This window comes from Streptomyces sp. NPDC031210, from assembly GCF_055570395.1.
In genome coordinates this window covers 1-16,446 of the sequence record NZ_JBVIHH010000020.1, presented here as the reverse complement: position 1 = coordinate 16,446, position 16,446 = coordinate 1, and the positions used below count along the sequence as shown (strand labels likewise).

Here is a 16,446-nt window from a genome sequence, read left to right as displayed (position 1 = left end):
TGTGGTTCAGCTCCTGTTGTCGTGCGGCGTCGCGTGGTCGTGCGGCGCCGGGGAAGGGGCGGGCGGCCCGGGGCGCTGGTCGAGGGCGGCCAGCGCGTCACGCAGCCCACGGTGGACATCCTCGTACACCTGGAGGTGCCCGCTCGCGGGGAGGTGGTCGGCGTCGGCGAGCCGCCGCAGTCCGGCGTCGACCGCGGCGTCCCCGGTGGGCGTGACCGGGACGCCGAGCGGCTGCGGCGCGGCCGGCCGCGCGGGCCCGGTCGCGCCGGCCGGCCCGCCGGGCCCGTGCGGCTCGCCGGCCGCCGCCCGCTCATCTCCTGACGTCGGCTCTCGCATGCTCCCGACGCTACCTTGACCGGGGGCGTCGACGGCGGCGGAGCCGCCGGCGGGCTGGCGTATCGTCGATCACGATGGCAACTCTCGACCAGTGCCGCGCCGCTCTCGACCGGCTGGCCCAGAACATGTCCCGCGCCGACGGCGACGTACGCAGCGCCGCCGCGCTCGACCGCTCGCTGAGCTGCCGCATCACGGACCTGGACGTCACCTTCGTCGGGCGTCTGGCGCACGGCACCATCGAGGACGTCACGCACGTCACCGGCCCGCCGCCGCACAAGGCGCAGATCCGCCTCTCCATGGCGGGCGACGATCTGGTGGCGCTGGTGGACGGCCGGCTGAACTTCGCCAAGGCGTGGGCCGGCGGCCGCGTCAAGCTCGAAGCGGGGCTGCGCGACCTGCTGCGGCTCAGGAACCTGTTGTAGCCCCCGCCGCCGCCCGGTCGCGGGTGGCGGTCCCGCGCGCCGCCGTTGCGTCCGCACGGGGCTTGCGGGCGGCGGGGATGACCAGCGGGGTGCCGGTCTGCGGGTCGTCGATGACCTGGCAGGCGAGCCCGAAGACCCGCTCGACCAGCTCCGCCGTGACGATGTCGCCCGGCGCGCCCTCGGCGACGATGGCCCCGTCCTTCATGGCGATGAGGTGGGTGGCGTAGCGGGCGGCGTGGTTGAGGTCGTGCAGGACGGCGACGAGGGTGCGGCCCTGCTCCTCGTGCAGCTCCGCGCACAGGTCGAGGACCTCGATCTGGTGCTGGATGTCCAGGTATGTCGTCGGCTCGTCCAGCAGGAGCAGCGGCGTCTGCTGGGCGAGGGCCATCGCGATCCACACGCGCTGGCGCTGTCCGCCGGAGAGTTCGTCGACATAGCGGTCGGCCAGCTCGCCGACGCCGGTCGCCGCCATCGACTCCCCGACGATCCGCTCGTCGTCGGCCGACCACTGGCGCAGCAGGCCCTGGTGGGGGTAGCGGCCGCGCGCCACCAGGTCGGACACGGTGATCCCGTCGGGCGCGACGGAGGACTGGGGCAGCAGCCCGAGCGTCCTGGCGACCTTTTTGGCGGGCAGCGAGGACAGGGCCGAGCCGTCGAGCAGGACGGCTCCCGCGGCCGGCTTGAGCATCCGCGACAGGGCGCGCAGCAGCGTGGACTTGCCGCAGGCGTTCGGGCCGACGATGACCGTGAAGGAGTGGTCGGGAAGGGTGACCGAGAGGTTCTCGGCGATGACCCGCCGGTCGTAGGCGAGGGTCAGGTTCTCGGCCGTGAGACGGCTCACTTGAGGGCTCCTGGGGGTTGTCGTATCGCTGTGCCGCCGCCGTCGCGCCGGTCCTCGTGGCGGTCCTGCCCGGTCGTGGTGACCGCCCGGCCGTCGTTGCCGGCCGTCATACCCGCCCGGCCTTGCGCTCGGTGGCCAGCAGCCACAGCAGGTAGCCGCCGCCGAGGACGCCGGTCAGGACGCCCACCGGCAGTTGGTCGGCGCCGAAGATCCGCTGGGCGGCCCAGTCGGCGGCGACGAGCAGCAGCGCGCCCATGAGGGCGGCCGGCAGGAGGTTGGGGCCCGGGGAGCGGGTGAGCCGCCGGGCCAGTTGGGGCGCGGTGAGCGCCACGAAGGAGATCGGGCCGGCCGCCGCGGTGGCGCAGGCCACGAGCAGCACCGCCGCCAGCAGCGCCACGACGCGGACCCGGTCGACGCGTACGCCGAGCGCGTAGGCGGCGTCGTCGCCCATCTCCAGCATCCGCAGCGGGCGGCCGTTGAGCAGGGCCAGGGGGACGAGGACGGCGCAGACGGCGGCCAGCGGCCGGAGGTGGTCCCAGCTCCGGCCGCTGAGCGATCCGGTCATCCAGGTGGAGGCGCGGGTCGCCTCGACGATGTCCGCCTTGGTCAGCAGGTAGAGCACGAGGGCGTAGAGCATCGCGGAGGCGCCGATTCCGACGAGCACGAAGCGGTAGCCGTGGATGCCGCGCTTCCAGGCGAGCAGGAAGATGGCGATCCCGGTGACCACACCGCCGACGACCGCGCCGGCGGCGACGGCGAACGCCCCGCCCTGGAAGAAGACGATGACGACGAGCGCGCCCACCGAGGAGCCCTGGGCGAAGCCGAGGACGTCCGGGCTGCCGAGCGGGTTGCGCGAGACGGTCTGGAAGACCGCGCCGGAGATCCCGAAGGCGGCGCCGACCAGGAGGCCGACCAGGACGCGCGGCAGGCGCAGGTCGTGGACGATGAACCTTTGGCCCGGGTTCCCGCCGCCGGTCAGCGTGCCGATGACCTCACCGGGCGTCATGGGGTAGTCGCCGGTGCCGATCAGTACGACGGCCGCCGCCAGGGCGAGGGCCAGCAGCAGCGCTCCGACGAGGACGGCGCGCGGGTCCAGGCGCAGCGACAACCCGCCCGCGGTGCGTATGTTCTTGGTGCCCTTCGCGGGCTTCACGGTCGCGCTCACAGCTTGGCCATCCTCCGACGCCGTACGAGATAGATGAAGACCGGGCCGCCGACGAGGGCCGTGACGATGCCGACCTGGAGTTCCCCGGGGCGGGCCACGACGCGGCCGAGGACGTCGGCGCCGAGCAGCAGGGCCGGGGAGAGCACCGCGGAGTAGGGCAGGATCCAGCGCATGTCGGGCCCGGTGAGGGTGCGTACGGCGTGCGGCACCATCAGGCCGACGTAGACGATCGGGCCGCAGGCGGCGGTCGCCCCGCCGCACAGCAGGGTGATGGCGAGCATCGCCAGGACGCGGGTGCGCGTCAGCCGGGTGCCCAGGGCCCGCGCCTGGTCGTCGCCGAGCGCGACGGCGTTCAGCGGCCGGGCCAGCAGCAGGGCGATCACGCCGCCCACGGCGAGGAACGGCGCGATCTGGGTGACCGTCGGCATGGTGGCGGAGGCGAGTGAACCCACCGTCCAAAAGCGCATCTTGTCCAGGGCCGCGGTGTCCATGAGGGTGACGGCGTTGATGTAGCCGACGAGGACAGCGGTGAGCGCGGTGCCGGCGAGGGCGAGGCGTACGGGTGTGGCGTTGCGGGTGCCGCCGAGGAGGTAGAGCGCGACGGAGACGACCGCCGCGCCGGCGAACGCGAACCACACGTAGCCGGTCAGCGAGGTGACGCCGAGGAAGCTGATGGCGGAGACGACCGCGGCGGAGGCACCGGCGTTGATGCCGAGAACTCCGGGGTCGGCGAGGGGGTTTCGGGTCAGTGCCTGCATGACCGTGCCGGCCAGGCCGAGGGCGGCGCCGGCGATCAGGCCGAGGAGGGTGCGCGGCAGGCGCAGGTCGCGGATGACCACGTCGGTGTCGGAGCCGGAGTAGTGGAACAGCCCGTGCCACACCTGGTCCAGGGCGATGGGCTTGGCGCCGATGGCGAGGCCCAGGACGGTGAGGGCGGCCAGGACGACGACGGAGGCGAGCAGCCCCGCGGAGCGCGTGACGGGCCGGCGCCGGACCACGGGGGCCGGGGCGTTCGGGGCTTCGGGGGGACTGTCAACCAACACGAGAGTTAGGTTAGCCTACCCTCACATTCGACTCGCAGGCCCTCCAGAGAGAAGCACACCCACATGAGCACCCCCCGCAGCGTAACTCCGTCCCGTCGCGGCATCCTTGCCGCGGGTGGCGCCCTCGGCATCGGCGCCCTGCTGGCCGCGTGCGGCGGCGGCAAGGACGCGGGGAGCGCCGGCGGCGGCGAGGGCGGCCCGTGGTCGTTCACCGACGACCGCCGGCGGAAGGTGTCGCTGGAGCACACCCCGCGGCGCGTCGTCGCCTTCACCGGCACCGCGGCCGCGCTGCACGACTTCGGGATCGACGACCAGATCGTCGGCGTCTTCGGCCCCACCAAGCTCCGGAACGGCAAGGCCGATCCGCAGGCGGGCGACATAGACGTCGACAAGGTCACCATCCTCGGCAACGCCTACGACAAGTTCAACGTCGAGAAGTACGCGGCCCTGGGGCCCGACCTGCTGATCACGAACATGTACGAGCCGGGTGCGCTGTGGTTCGTGCCGGACGACAACAAGGAAGAGATCACCCGGCTCGCGAAGACCGTCGCCCTCACCTCCTCCCGCATACCCCTGGTGAAGATCATCGAGAGGTACGCCGAACTGGCCGCCGCGCTCGGCGCCGACCTCAAGGCGAAGAAGGTCACCGACGCCAAGGCCCGCTTCGAGAAGGCGTCCTCGGCACTGCGCGAGGCCGCCAAGTCCCACCCCGTCAAGGTCCTCGCCTGCTCCGGCAGCCCCGACCTCTTCTACGCCTCCAATCCCGGCATCAACGCCGACCTCATGTACTACAAGTCCCTCGGCGTCGACCTGATCGTCCCCGACCACCTGGACCGGGGCGGCTACTTCGAGAGCCTGAGCTGGGAGAACGCCGACAAGTACAAGGCGGACGTGCTCCTGCTGGACAACCGCACCGCCACCCTTCAGCCCAAGGACCTGACGGCCAAGCCGTCCTGGGCGAAGCTGCCCGCCGTCAAGGCCGGCCAGATCACCCCCTGGTCGAGCGAGCCGCGCTTCTCCTACGCGGGCGCCGCGCCGCTCATCGAGTCGCTCGCCAAGGCCATCGAGGGCGCCAGGAAGGTCAACTGACGCGACGCACCGCGGTGGCGCGGTCATCCCGGGCGGCGAGGGCGGCCCGGGAGCGCTCCACCGCGGTGCCGGCGACCACCACCGCACCCCGCCCGGGAGGTTCCTCCGCATGACCACGACCGCCGCACCCGCCACCGCCCCGTTCCGCTTCTTCGACGTGCACGTCGTGCGCACCCGGCGGCTGGGCCCGTCCATGGTGCGGATCACCTTCGGCGGCGAGCGCCTGGCCGACCTGGCGTCCGGCGGCCGTGACCAGCGCTTCAAACTCTTCCTCCCGCAGCCGCACCAGGACGCGCCGGTCTTCGCGGACACCGGCGACGGCTGGTATCCGGCCTGGCGGGCGCAGGATCCGGCCGAGCGCCCGGTGATGCGCTCGTACACGATCCGTGAACAGCGCCCCGAGGCGGGGGAGTTCGACGTCGACTTCGCCCTGCACGGCGGCGCCGGCACCGCCGCCCCGTGCGCGACCGCCGGCCCGGCCTGCCGCTGGGCGGCCGGCGCGCGGCCCGGCGACCGGCTGGCCGTCCTGGCGCCGGTGGTGCGGGACAACGGCGGGGTCGACTTCCGGCCGCCGCCCGGCACCGACTGGATCCTGCTCACCGGCGACGAGACGGCCCTGCCCGCCCTCGCCGGCATCCTGGCCTGGCTCTCCCCCGGCACCCGGGCCAAGGTCTGGATCGAGGTCGCCCACGACGACGACCGGCAGCACCTGCCCACCTTCGCCGACGCCGACCTCACCTGGATCGTCCGCGATCCCGCCACGGCCGGGAACCACGAGCCGGTGCTCGACGCCCTGCGCGCCGCCGAGTTGCCCGCCGGCACGCCGTACGCGTGGATCGCCGGCGAGGCGGCGACCGTGAAGGCGGTCCGCCGGCATCTCGTCGGCGAACGCGGCTTCGACCGCCGGGCGGTGAAGTTCACCGGCTACTGGCGGCGCGGCGCCAGCGAGGAGGACCTGCTGGCGGAGCTGACGGCGGGGACGGCGACGGACGACGACTGACCGGCCGCCGGGGCCGTTCTCAGCCCCCGATCCGCCCCAGCGCCTTCCCCGCGTCCGCCGTGCAACCGCCGTCCCCGGCCGCCGTCCAGGCCGCCGCGCACAGCGCCCGCAGCCCGTCCAGGGGCTCGCCGTCGCCGTCCAGGACCAGGGCGTCGCCGGCCACGGAGGCCCGCCAACCGCCGCACCGAAAGCCGTCGTCCGCCCCGGTCACCGCCGGCTGCGGCGCCAGCAGCCCGCGCAGATCGGCGTCCACGTAGGTCGGCCGGTGCCGCGGCGGGGCGGCCAGCAGCTCGGCGGCGGTGGTCACGCCGGTGAGGACCAGCAGCGAGTCGACGCCGCCGTTGTAGGCGCCCTCGATGTCGGTGTCGAGCCGGTCGCCGATCACCAGCGGCCGCCGCGCGCCGGTCCGCAGGACCGTCTCGCGGTGCATGGGCGGCTGCGGCTTGCCCGCCACCTGCGGCGAACCGCCGGCGGCGATCCGGACGACCTCCACCAACGCGCCGTTGCCCGGGGCGATCCCGCGCTCCTTGGGGATCGTCAGATCGGTGTTGGACGCGAACCACGGCACCCCGCGCTGCACCGCGTACGCGGCCTCCGCGAGCCGTTCCCAGTCCAGCGTCGGGTCGTAACCCTGCACCACGGCCGCCGGATCGTCCTCCGCGGACCGGACCGGCTCCAGACCGCGTTCGCGCAGCGCCACCCACAGCCCCTCGCCGCCGATGGCCAGCACCCGCGCGCCCGGCGGCACCTGCTCGGAGATCAACCGCGCGACCGCCTGCGCCGACGTGATCACGTCATCGGGCCCGGTGGGCAGCCCGAAGGCGGTGAGCTGATCGGCGACCGCCCGCGGGGTCCGGGCGGCGTTGTTGGTCACATACGCCAGGTGCATCCCGCCGTCCCGGGCCGTCGTCAGCGACGCGACGGCGTGCGCGATGACCTGTCCGCCGGCGTAGACGACACCGTCCAGGTCCAGCAGCGCCGTGTCGTACGCCTCGCTCAGCGCGCGCTCGCACCCGTCGGGCCGCCCGCGCATCCGCTCACTCATGCCGTGTGACTCCTCACGCCCGCGCGCCACGGGGACCGGCCCCCCCCCGGCGCGGGCGCCGCGCGGCTCGCCGTCTCCGTGTCACGCATACCGATATTTCCAGCCAGTGCCCGGCTGTCCCCCGATCATCCCTCACCGGGCGGGCGGCATAGCATTCTTCAATGACCAGTACCGACGGCCTCCGCCTCCTCCCGTTCCGTGGACTGCGCTACGCCCCGGACCGTGTCAGCAGCCTCACCGCCGTCACCTCCCCGCCCTATGACGTCGTGGTCAGGCCGGACGGCGTGCGGGACCTGGAGACGGCCGACCCGTACAACATCGTCCGGCTGATCCTGCCGCACGCCGCCGATCCGGCCACCCGCCACCGTCAGGCCGCCGAGACGCTGCGCCGCTGGCGGGCGGAGGGCGTCCTGCGGGCCGACGACCGGCCGGCGCTGTACGTCTACGAGCAGCGCAGCGGTGACGTGCTGCAACGCGGGCTGATCGGCGCCCTGTGCCTGGACGGGCCGGTGCTGCCGCACGAGGACGTCATCGCGGAGGTGGTCGAGGACCGCGCGGCGCTGATGCGCGAGGCCGCCGCGAATTTCGAGCCGTTGTTGCTCTCCTACCGGGGCGAGGGCACGCCCAACGGCGCCGGCGCCGTCATCGAGCGCACCGTCACCGGCCCGCCGCTGCTGGCGACCACGACGGAGGACGGCTTCGCGCACCGCCTGTGGGCGGTCACCGATCCCGCCGAGCTGGCGGCCGTCGAGGAGGATCTCGCCCACCGGCAGGCGCTGATCGCCGACGGCCACCACCGCTGGGCCACCTACCAGCGGCTGTACGAGCGCCTGCCCGGCGCGAGGGCGAGCTCCCCCTGGGCGTCGGGCCTGGTGCTGCTCGTCGACACCGCCCGCTATCCCCTCCAGGTGCGCGCGATCCACCGGGTACTGCCGCATCTGCCGCCCGCCAAGGCGCTGGCGGGCCTGGCCGGCGCGTTCCGGGCGCGCCCGCTGCCCGGTGACCTCGGCGCGGCCCTCGCCGCCCTGGACGAGACGCCCGGCAACGCCTTCGTGCTGGCCGGCGGCCCCGATTCCTTCCACCTCCTCGACGCTCCCGATCCGCGGCTTCTGGAGCGGACGGTGCGCAAGGACCGGCCGGAGACGTGGCGGCGGCTGGACGCCACCGTGCTGCACTCCGTCCTGCTGGACGAGGTCTGGGGCATCCCCGACCGGCCGTCGGACATCGGTTACCTGCACCACAGCGCGGCCGCCGTCGAGCAGGCCGCCCGACACGGCGGCACAGCGGTCCTGATGCGTGCCACCTCCGAGGAGACGGTCCGCCAACTCGCCCTGCGCGGAGTGACGATGCCCCGCAAGTCCACCTCCTTCGGCCCCAAGCCCGCCACCGGTCTGGTGCTGCGCACCCTGGACGACGACACCCGCTGATCGCGGCCGGCCCGGTCACCGCCGCGGCACCCCACACCCTCCCGAAGATTTAGTTAGGTTAGGCTTACCTCACTACGTCATCGGGCGGGTCTCCCTGCCCCTGCGCGCCTCTCGGCCTGCGCGGGACGTGGTCAACTCCGCATCAGGGAGGACACGTTCATGAGCCCCCTCGCGCACTCCGCAGAGGAATCGCCGACCACCACCCCCGGTCCGGCCCAGCAGACCCCCGTCGGCCACCCCACCGAGCCGGCCGACGGCCGGACCACCGGGCCGGCCGGCAGCAGAAGCCATCTGCTCAACAACGGCACCGCCGAGCGCTACCGCCGCTCCGTCACCGACGGCGTCGCCCGGGTGAGCGGCAAAATCGCCGCGACCGACCGGCCGTTCACCGGCGTCACCGCCGACGACCTGGCCCCCGCCATCGCCGCCATCGACCTCGAAGCGCCGCTGCACGACCCGGCCGCGGCCCTCGACGAACTCGAAGAGGTCTACCTCCGCGACGCCGTCTACTTCCACCACCCGCGCTACCTCGCGCACCTCAACTGCCCCGTCGTGATCCCCGCCCTCGTCGGCGAGGCCGTCCTCTCCGCCGTCAACTCCTCCCTCGACACCTGGGACCAGAGCGCCGGCGGCACCCTCATCGAACGGCGCCTGATCGACTGGACCGCCCGCCGCATCGGCCTCGGCGAGGCGGCCGACGGCATCTTCACCAGCGGCGGCACCCAGTCCAACCTCCAGGCCATGCTCCTCGCCCGCGACGAGGCGTGCCGCCGGGAGCTGACCCGCCCCGGCGCACCGCTCCCCCAGCTCTCCACCGCCTTCGAGCAGGAAAGCGCCGACTCCACCCGCCGCTCCGGCGTACTGCCCCGGCTGCGCATCCTCGCCTCCGAATGCGGCCACTTCAGCATCCAGAAAGCCGCCACCCTCCTCGGCCTGGGCCCGGAAGCCGTGATCCCCGTGCCGTGCGACGAGAACAAGCGGATGCGGACCACCGAGCTGGCCGCCGCCCTGGAGGACTGCCACCGCGACGGCCTCATACCCATGGCCGTCGTCGCGACCGCCGGCACCACCGACTTCGGCAGCATCGACCCGCTCCCCGAGATCGCCGACCTGTGCGCCCGGTACGACACCTGGATGCACGTCGACGCCGCGTACGGCTGCGGCCTGCTCGTCTCCCGCCGCCGCGCACTGCTGGCCGGCATCGAACGCGCCGACTCGGTGACCGTCGACTACCACAAGTCCTTCTTCCAGCCGGTCAGTTCCAGCGCCGTCCTCGTCCGCGACCGGGCCACCCTGCGCCATGTCACCTACCACGCCGACTACCTCAACCCGCGCCGGATGGCCGAGCAGCGCATCCCCAACCAGGTCGACAAGTCGATCCAGACCACCCGCCGCTTCGACGCCCTCAAACTCTGGCTCACCCTGCGCACCATGGGCGCCGACGCCCTCGGCGAACTCTTCGACGAGGTCGTCGACCGCGCCGCCGACGCCTGGAAACTCCTCCACGACGACCCCCGCTTCGAGGTCGTCGTCGCCCCCCAGCTCAGCACCCTGGTCTTCCGCTACGTCCCCACCGCCGACCACGACCCCCGGCTCAGCGACCGGGTCAACCTGCACGCCCGGGAAGCCCTGGCCGCGTCCGGCGAGGCCGTCGTCGCGGGCACCGTCGTCGACGGCCGCCACCACCTCAAATTCACCCTGCTCAACCCGGAGACCACCCTGGAGGACATCGCCACCGTCCTCGACCTGATCGCCGACCACGCCGGCGCCTACCTGGCCACGCGCCCCGAGCCGGCCCTCAGCGCCCGCTGACCCCTTGGCGGCCGCCTCCGCGCCGCCCCTCCTCACCGGCCCGCCGCGGCCGACCACCCCCCATCGGAGACCCCTCGTGTCCGCCCCATATGACTTCATCGCCATCGGCCTGGGCCCCTTCAACCTCGGCCTGGCCTGCCTGACCGAACCGATCGACGGACTCGACGGCCTGTTCCTGGACAACAAAGCGTCCTTCGACTGGCACCCCGGCATGATGCTCGACAGCAGCACCCTCCAGGTGCCGTTCATGGCCGACCTCGTCACCCTCGCCGACCCCACCTCCCCCTTCTCCTTCCTGAACTACCTCAAGGAATCGGGGCGGCTGTACTCCTTCTACATCCGCGAGAGCTTCTATCCGCTGCGCGCCGAGTTCAACGACTACTGCCGCTGGGCGGCCGCCAAACTCCGCAGCGTCCGCTTCGCCCGCCAGGTCACCACCGTCGAGTACGACGAGAGCGACGAGCTGTACGTCGTCCACGCCGAGCACCTGCCCACCGGCGAACGCGAGACCTTCCGCGCCCGCAAGATCGTCCTGGGCACCGGCACCCCGCCCCACGTCCCCGAGGCATGCCAGGACCTGGGCGGCGACCTGCTGCACAACGCCGACTACCTCGACGCCAAGGCCACCCTCCAGGCCAAGGACAGCATCACCCTCATCGGCAGCGGCCAGAGCGCGGCCGAGGTCTACTACGACCTCCTCCAGGACATCGACCACCACGGCTACGACCTGACCTGGGCCACCCGCTCCCCCCGCTTCTTCCCCCTCGAATACACCAAGCTGACGCTGGAGATGACCTCCCCCGAGTACGTGGACTACTTCCACGCACTCCCCTCCGCCACCCGCGACCGCCTCAACGCCTCGCACAAGAACCTCTACAAAGGCATCGACTCCGAGCTGATCAACGCCATCTACGATCTGCTCTACCAAAAGAACCTCAGCGGCCCCTGCCGCTCCCGCCTCCTGACCAACACCGCACTGCGCCACGCCAGTTACGACGAGACCTCCGGCACCTACACCCTCGGCCTGCGCCAGGAGGAACAGGGCCAGGACTTCACCCTCGACACCCAGGGCCTGATCCTCGCCACCGGATACCGCTACCGCGTCCCCGACTTCCTCGCCCCGCTCCACGACCGCATCGCCTGGGACGACGCCGGCCGCTACGCCGTGGCCCGCAACTACAGCATCGACACCACCGGCCACGGCATCTACGTCCAGAACGCCGAGCTGCACACCCACGGCTTCGTCACCCCCGACCTGGGCATGGCCGCGTACCGCAACTCCTGCATCATCCGCGAACTCCTCGGCCGCGAGCACTACCCGGTCGAAAAAGCCATCGCCTTCCAGGAGTTCACCGCCCCGGCCGGCCCGCACCCCACCCTGGAGGTGCCGGCATGAGCACCCCCCTCTTCACCCGCACCGACCCCGCGCTCGGAGAGTTCTCCCTCCGACCCGTCGACCCGGCCGCCGACGCCGCACTGCTGCACCGCTGGGTCACCCACCCCAAAGCCGTCTTCTGGCTGATGGCGGACTGCGACCTGGCCGCCGTGGAGAAGGAGTTCGCCCGGATAGCCGCCGACCCCTTCCACGACGCCTTCCTCGGCCTGCACAACGGCACCCCCGCCTTCCTCATGGAGCGCTACGACCCCGCCCACCGCGAGCTGGTCGGCATCCATGCCGCCGAGCCCGGCGACGTCGGCATGCACTTCCTGACGGCCCCCACCGACACCCCCCTGCCCGGCTTCACCCTCGCCGTGATCACCACCGTCATGGACATGCTCTTCGCCGACCCGGCCACCCACCGCGTCGTCGTCGAACCCGACGCCCGCAACACCGCCGTCCACGCCCTGAACAAGGCCGTCGGCTTCGAAATCCTCCGCAGCGTCTCCCTGCCCTCCAAAGACGCCTACCTCAGCACCTGCACCCGCGAGAACTTCCTGGCCACCCGAGGAGAGAACTGATGCCGACCCCCTCCGACGGCACCCCCCGCACCCCCGCCCAGGACGCCGTCGCCCACCTGACGCCCGACCTGTGGGCCCGCGCGGGCCGCCTCCTGCTGCGCAAGGCCCTCGCCGAGTTCGCCCACGAACGCCTGCTCACCCCCAGACGCCTGCCCCACGACGGCCACTACGCCGTCCGCAGCGACGACGACACCGTGGAATACCGCTTCACCGCCCGCCGCCTCGCCCTGGACCACTGGCAGGTCGACGCCGACAGCATCACCCGCCACCGCGCCCGCACCGAACTCCCCCTGGACGCCCTGGAGTTCTTCATCGAACTCCGCCGCACCCTCGGCCTGGACGACGCCATCCTCCCCGTCTACCTGGAGGAGATCAGCTCCACCCTCGCCGGCACCGCCTACAAACTCGCCGCCACCCCGGCCAGCGCCGCCGAACTGACCACCGCCGGCTTCCAGGCGATCGAAACCGGCATGACCGAGGGCCACCCCTGCTTCGTCGCCAACAACGGCCGCCTCGGCTTCGGCACGCACGAATACCACGCCTACGCCCCCGAAGCCGCCGCCCCGGTCCGGCTGATCTGGCTCGCCGCCCACCGCGCACACTCCACCTTCACCGCGGGCGCCGACCTCGACTACGACACCCTCGTCCGCGACGAACTGGGCGCACCCACCCTCGACCGCTTCGCCGCCACCCTCACCGACCTCGGCCTGGACCTCGCCGACTACCACCTGATCCCCGTCCACCCCTGGCAGTGGTGGAACAAACTCTCGGTCACCTTTGCCGCCGAGGTCGCCCAGCGGCGCCTGGTCTGCCTCGGCCCCGGCGACGACGACTACCTCGCCCAGCAGTCCATCCGCACCTTCTTCAACACCACCGACCCCGCCAAGCACTACGTCAAAACGGCCCTGTCCGTCCTCAACATGGGCTTCATGCGCGGCCTGTCCGCCTCCTACATGGAAGCCACCCCGGCCATCAACGACTGGCTCGCCCGCCTCATCGCCGCCGACGAAACGTTCCGGGCCGCCCGCTTCTCGATCATCCGCGAGCGCGCCGCCGTCGGCTACCACCACCGCCAGTACGAAGCGGCCACCGCCAAGGGCTCCCCGTACCTCAAAATGCTCGCCGCCCTGTGGCGCGAAAGCCCTGTCCCCACCCTCCGACCAGGCCAGCGGCTGGCCACCATGGCCTCCCTCCTGCACGTCGACCGGGACGGCGGCTCCTTCGCCGGCGCCCTGATCGAGGAATCCGGCCTGGCCCCCGCCGTCTGGCTGCGCCGGTACCTCGACGCCTACCTCACGCCCGTCCTGCACGCCTTCTACGCCTACGACCTGGTCTTCATGCCGCACGGCGAGAACGCCATCCTCGTTCTCGAGGACGGCGCCGTGGCCCGCGTGATCTTCAAGGACATCGCCGAGGAGATCGCCGTCATGGCCCCCCAAGACCTTGAGGGCCAGGGAGGTGCCCCCATCGGCGCGGTCCTGCCCCCCGCGGTCGAACGTATCCGCGCCGACGTCCCCGAGGACAAGAAGCTCCTCTCCGTCTTCACCGACGTCTTCGACTGCTTCTTCCGCTTCCTCAACGCCACCCTCGCCGACCAGGGCATCCTGGACGAGGACACCTTCTGGCGCACGGTCGCCGCCTGCGTCACCGACTACCAGGCGTCCGCGCCGCACCTGGCCGACAAATTCGCCCGGTACGACATGTTCACCGAAGAGTTCGCCCTCTCCTGCCTCAACCGCCTCCAGCTACGGAACAACCAGCAGATGGTCGACCTGGAGGACCCGGCGGGCGCCCTCCAGCTCATCGGCACCCTCCGCAACCCCCTCGCCCGCTACGCCCCCGCCGCCGCCTGAACCCCCACAAACGCCGAAGGGCGGGACCCCACCGGGGTCCCGCCCTTCACCGTCCAACCGAGTCAGCTCTTGTCAGGCCGCTCGTCCTCCGCATCCGCCGCGTCGTCCTCGCCGTCCCCCACAACGACCTCATCGGTCACATCGGCCACCTCATCAGCCTCAACCGACGCGACGTCCGCTTCCCGGGAGCCCGCCTCGACGAGGCCCCCCTCAGCGCCCGCTTCACCCTCATCGCCCTCATCGAGCTCGTCGGCGTCCGCCAGCACGTCGGTGAACTCCACACCGTCCAGCTCAGCCAGCCGGTCCGACGCGTCCGTCGTGCCGCCCTGGTCGGCCTCCAGCGCCTTGGCGAACCAGTCACGCGCCTCGTCCTCGCGACCGACCTCCAGCAGCGCGTCGGCGTACGCGTAGCGCAGCCGCGCCGTCCACGGGTGCACGGCACTCGACGCGAGCTCCGGGCTCTGCAGCGTCACGACCGCCGCGTCCGCCTGCCCCATGTCCCGACGGGCACCCGCCGCGACCAGCCGCATCTCGACCTGCCCGGCCTTGTCCAGCTTCTGCACCTCGGGCTCGCCGGCCATGGCCATCGCCTTCTCCGGCCGGCCCAGACCGCGCTCGCAGTCCGCCATGACGGGCCACAGCTCCACGCTGCCGGTCATCCGCCGCGCCGCCCGGAACTCGGCCAGCGCCTCGCTGTAGTTGCCGACCGCGTACGCCGCGAAACCGGCCGCCTCACGCACCGCCGCGACCCGCGACGCCAGCCGCAGCGCCACCCGCGAGTAGCCATAGGCGCGCTCGGGGTCCTCGTCCAGCAGCTTCGCCACCATCACCAGGTTCTTGGCGACGTCGTCGGCGAGCGTCTTCGGCAGGCTCATCAGCTCCTGCCGCACATCCTTGTCGATCTCCTCACCGGTGACATCCTCCGGAATCGGCAGCCGCTTGATCGGCTCCCGCTCCCGATCCCGCCGGTCATCCCGCCGCTCATCCCGCCCACGCCCAGCCCCATACGGCCGACGCCCACGGTCATCATCCCGCCGCGGCCCACGGTCATCACGACGGAAGCCGCCCCGGTCGCCACCAGAGGGCCGGTCGTCGCGACGGAAGCCGCCCCGGTCGCCACCGGACGGCCGGTCATCACGACGGAAGCCACCACGGTCGCCACCGGACGGCCGGTCATCACGACGGAAACCGCCCCGGTCACCGCCAGACGGGCGGTCATCACGACGGAAACCGCCCCGGTCGCCACCAGACGGACGCTCTTCCCGACGGTCGTCACGGCGGTCGTCACGACGGAAGGCCGGACGGTCACCGCCGCGATCGTCGCGCCGGAAGCCACCGCGGTCTCCGCCGCGGTCATCGCGCCCCGCGTAGCCGCCGCCGGCAGGCCGACCACCACGGTCGTCACGACGGAACCCGCCGCCGCTGCCACCAGAGGGACGGTCGTCACGACGGAACCCACCCCGGTCGCCACCGGACGGACGCTCATCACGGCGGTCATCACGACGGAACGCCGGACGGTCCCCGCCCCGATCGTCACGCCGGAAGCCACCGCCGCCACCACCACCAGAGGGGCGGTCGTCGCGACGGAAGCCACCACGGTCACCCCCGGACGGACGGTCGTCACGACGGAAGCCACCACGATCCCCACCGGACGGCCGGTCATCGCGACGGAAGCCACCACGATCCCCACCACGGTCATCGCGCCCCGCGTAGCCGCCGCCGGCCGGCCGACCACCACGGTCGTCACGACGGAAGCCACCGCCGCTGCCACCGGAGGGACGGTCGTCACGACGGAACCCACCACGGTCGCCACCGGACGGACGCTCGTCACGGCGGTCATCACGACGGAACGCCGGACGGTCCCCGCCCCGATCGTCACGCCGGAAGCCACCGCCACCGCCACCGGCGGGCCTGCCGCCACGGTCGTCACGGCGGAAGCCGCCACGGTCGCCACCGGCGCCACCGCCGACCGGCCGACCACCACGGTCATCGCGACGGAAACCGCCCCGGTCGCCCCCGGAGGGACGGTCATCCCGGCGGGGCCCGCCACGGTCGGCACTTCGGTTGTCCCGGTTGTCGCGGCCCGCGTAACCGCCACCGCCGCCGGCCGGGCGGCCGCCACGGTCGTTGTCACGACGCGCGCCCCGGTCGTCACGCCGGAAACCACCGCGGTCACCGTCATCGCGCCGCTGCGGGCGGCGCTCCGAACGATCGTCGGAAGAGTTGGTGGACATCGACGTGACTCCTGTCTTCGGTACTGCATTCATTCTCACGCACCGATGACTTCGGCGCGCTTTGTGCCAACAAAAAAGGACCCTTGGCACCAGCGTTGAACGCTGGGACCAAGGGTCCTTGAAAGATTGTTCGGCGGCGTCCTACTCTCCCACAGGGTCCCCCCTGCAGTACCATCGGCGCTGAAAGGCTTAGCTTCCGGGTTCGAAATGTAACCGGGCG

At 72.4% G+C, this 16,446-nt stretch carries 14 protein-coding genes, 1 rRNA gene and 1 pseudogene; 8 read left to right on the top strand and 8 right to left on the bottom strand.

Translation table 11 applies throughout. From position 1 onward, the window contains the following. Window positions 1–6 precede the first annotated feature (6 nt). A complete protein-coding gene (locus ACZ45Z_RS29275; RefSeq protein WP_468368610.1) occupies window positions 7–336 on the bottom strand; it encodes a hypothetical protein in 330 nt (109 codons plus the stop codon). 74 nt (window positions 337–410) lie between these two features. Between ACZ45Z_RS29275 and ACZ45Z_RS29270 the strand changes: the two genes are divergently transcribed. Continuing rightward, window positions 411–758 (top strand): SCP2 sterol-binding domain-containing protein, encoded by a 348-nt coding sequence (locus ACZ45Z_RS29270; protein ID WP_468368607.1) that lies wholly within the window; start codon window positions 411–413, stop codon window positions 756–758. Here ACZ45Z_RS29270 and ACZ45Z_RS29265 read toward each other — a convergent pair. The 3 genes from ACZ45Z_RS29265 to ACZ45Z_RS29255 all read right to left on the bottom strand — a co-directional run bounded on the left by ACZ45Z_RS29265 (window position 742) and on the right by ACZ45Z_RS29255 (window position 3,807). Beyond that, on the bottom strand, window positions 742–1,599 hold the full coding sequence (locus ACZ45Z_RS29265; RefSeq protein WP_468368605.1) for an ABC transporter ATP-binding protein: 858 nt from the start codon (window positions 1,597–1,599) through the stop codon (window positions 742–744). The genes ACZ45Z_RS29270 and ACZ45Z_RS29265 overlap by 17 nt on opposite strands. Before the next feature lie 106 nt (window positions 1,600–1,705). Further along, the gene (locus tag ACZ45Z_RS29260) at window positions 1,706–2,764 is read right to left on the bottom strand and encodes a FecCD family ABC transporter permease (protein WP_468368602.1); all 1,059 of its coding nucleotides are present in this window, start codon (window positions 2,762–2,764) and stop codon (window positions 1,706–1,708) included. Then, a complete protein-coding gene (locus tag ACZ45Z_RS29255) occupies window positions 2,761–3,807 on the bottom strand; it encodes a FecCD family ABC transporter permease (RefSeq protein WP_468368600.1) in 1,047 nt (348 codons plus the stop codon). The genes ACZ45Z_RS29260 and ACZ45Z_RS29255 overlap by 4 nt, the downstream gene beginning before the upstream one ends. 63 nt (window positions 3,808–3,870) lie before the next feature. Between ACZ45Z_RS29255 and ACZ45Z_RS29250 the strand changes: the two genes are divergently transcribed. After that, window positions 3,871–4,896: an ABC transporter substrate-binding protein gene (locus ACZ45Z_RS29250; protein WP_468368598.1), complete on the top strand. Its 1,026-nt coding sequence runs from the start codon at window positions 3,871–3,873 to the stop codon at window positions 4,894–4,896. Window positions 4,897–5,005: 109 nt separating this feature from the next. Then, a complete protein-coding gene (locus ACZ45Z_RS29245) occupies window positions 5,006–5,896 on the top strand; it encodes a siderophore-interacting protein (protein ID WP_468368595.1) in 891 nt (296 codons plus the stop codon). A 19-nt stretch (window positions 5,897–5,915) separates the two neighbouring features. On the opposite strand, the gene ACZ45Z_RS29240 is transcribed toward ACZ45Z_RS29245, so the two are convergent. Further along, a complete protein-coding gene (locus tag ACZ45Z_RS29240; RefSeq protein WP_468368593.1) occupies window positions 5,916–6,941 on the bottom strand; it encodes an HAD-IIA family hydrolase in 1,026 nt (341 codons plus the stop codon). Window positions 6,942–7,102: 161 nt separating this feature from the next. Between ACZ45Z_RS29240 and ACZ45Z_RS29235 the strand changes: the two genes are divergently transcribed. The 5 genes from ACZ45Z_RS29235 (at window position 7,103) to ACZ45Z_RS29215 (ending at window position 13,992) form a co-directional block, all read left to right on the top strand. After that, complete coding sequence (locus tag ACZ45Z_RS29235) at window positions 7,103–8,368, top strand: DUF1015 family protein (RefSeq protein WP_468368590.1); 1,266 nt, start codon at window positions 7,103–7,105, stop codon at window positions 8,366–8,368. A 159-nt stretch (window positions 8,369–8,527) separates the two neighbouring features. Continuing rightward, window positions 8,528–10,180 carry a pyridoxal phosphate-dependent decarboxylase family protein gene (locus ACZ45Z_RS29230; RefSeq protein WP_468368588.1) on the top strand — a complete coding sequence of 551 codons (1,653 nt, stop codon included), beginning with the start codon at window positions 8,528–8,530 and terminating at the stop codon, window positions 10,178–10,180. Window positions 10,181–10,256: 76 nt separating this feature from the next. Next, window positions 10,257–11,576 carry a lysine N(6)-hydroxylase/L-ornithine N(5)-oxygenase family protein gene (locus ACZ45Z_RS29225; protein WP_468368585.1) on the top strand — a complete coding sequence of 440 codons (1,320 nt, stop codon included), beginning with the start codon at window positions 10,257–10,259 and terminating at the stop codon, window positions 11,574–11,576. Further along, window positions 11,573–12,139, top strand: a complete 567-nt coding sequence (locus ACZ45Z_RS29220; protein WP_468368582.1) for a GNAT family N-acetyltransferase — start codon at window positions 11,573–11,575, stop codon at window positions 12,137–12,139. Before ACZ45Z_RS29225 ends, ACZ45Z_RS29220 begins: the two co-directional genes overlap by 4 nt. Beyond that, entirely contained in the window at window positions 12,139–13,992 is a 1,854-nt protein-coding gene (locus ACZ45Z_RS29215; protein WP_468368579.1) for an IucA/IucC family protein, read from the top strand. Before ACZ45Z_RS29220 ends, ACZ45Z_RS29215 begins: the two co-directional genes overlap by 1 nt. Window positions 13,993–14,054: 62 nt before the next feature. Here ACZ45Z_RS29215 and ACZ45Z_RS29210 read toward each other — a convergent pair whose 3' ends face one another. From ACZ45Z_RS29210 to rrf, 3 genes and pseudogenes are all read right to left on the bottom strand, one after another. Then, complete coding sequence (locus tag ACZ45Z_RS29210; RefSeq protein ID WP_468368826.1) at window positions 14,055–14,882, bottom strand: tetratricopeptide repeat protein; 828 nt, start codon at window positions 14,880–14,882, stop codon at window positions 14,055–14,057. 300 nt (window positions 14,883–15,182) lie between these two features. Continuing rightward, window positions 15,183–15,926, bottom strand: a pseudogene (locus ACZ45Z_RS29205) (hypothetical protein); the annotation flags it as partial. Window positions 15,927–16,354: 428 nt separating this feature from the next. Next, window positions 16,355–16,446 (bottom strand): 5S ribosomal RNA (rrf, locus tag ACZ45Z_RS29200); the annotation flags it as partial.

Bases quoted from the DNA above. Each gene is read 5' to 3' on its own strand.
- ACZ45Z_RS29275 (WP_468368610.1), bottom strand. From the start codon at position 336: ATGCGAGAGCCGACGTCAGGAGATGAGCGGGCGGCGGCCGGCGAGCCG.
- ACZ45Z_RS29270 (WP_468368607.1), top strand. From the start codon at position 411: ATGGCAACTCTCGACCAGTGCCGCGCCGCTCTCGACCGGCTGGCCCAG.
- ACZ45Z_RS29250 (WP_468368598.1), top strand. From the start codon at position 3,871: ATGAGCACCCCCCGCAGCGTAACTCCGTCCCGTCGCGGCATCCTTGCC.
- ACZ45Z_RS29245 (WP_468368595.1), top strand. From the start codon at position 5,006: ATGACCACGACCGCCGCACCCGCCACCGCCCCGTTCCGCTTCTTCGAC.
- ACZ45Z_RS29240 (WP_468368593.1), bottom strand. From the start codon at position 6,941: ATGAGTGAGCGGATGCGCGGGCGGCCCGACGGGTGCGAGCGCGCGCTG.
- ACZ45Z_RS29235 (WP_468368590.1), top strand. From the start codon at position 7,103: ATGACCAGTACCGACGGCCTCCGCCTCCTCCCGTTCCGTGGACTGCGC.
- ACZ45Z_RS29230 (WP_468368588.1), top strand. From the start codon at position 8,528: ATGAGCCCCCTCGCGCACTCCGCAGAGGAATCGCCGACCACCACCCCC.
- ACZ45Z_RS29220 (WP_468368582.1), top strand. From the start codon at position 11,573: ATGAGCACCCCCCTCTTCACCCGCACCGACCCCGCGCTCGGAGAGTTC.
- ACZ45Z_RS29215 (WP_468368579.1), top strand. From the start codon at position 12,139: ATGCCGACCCCCTCCGACGGCACCCCCCGCACCCCCGCCCAGGACGCC.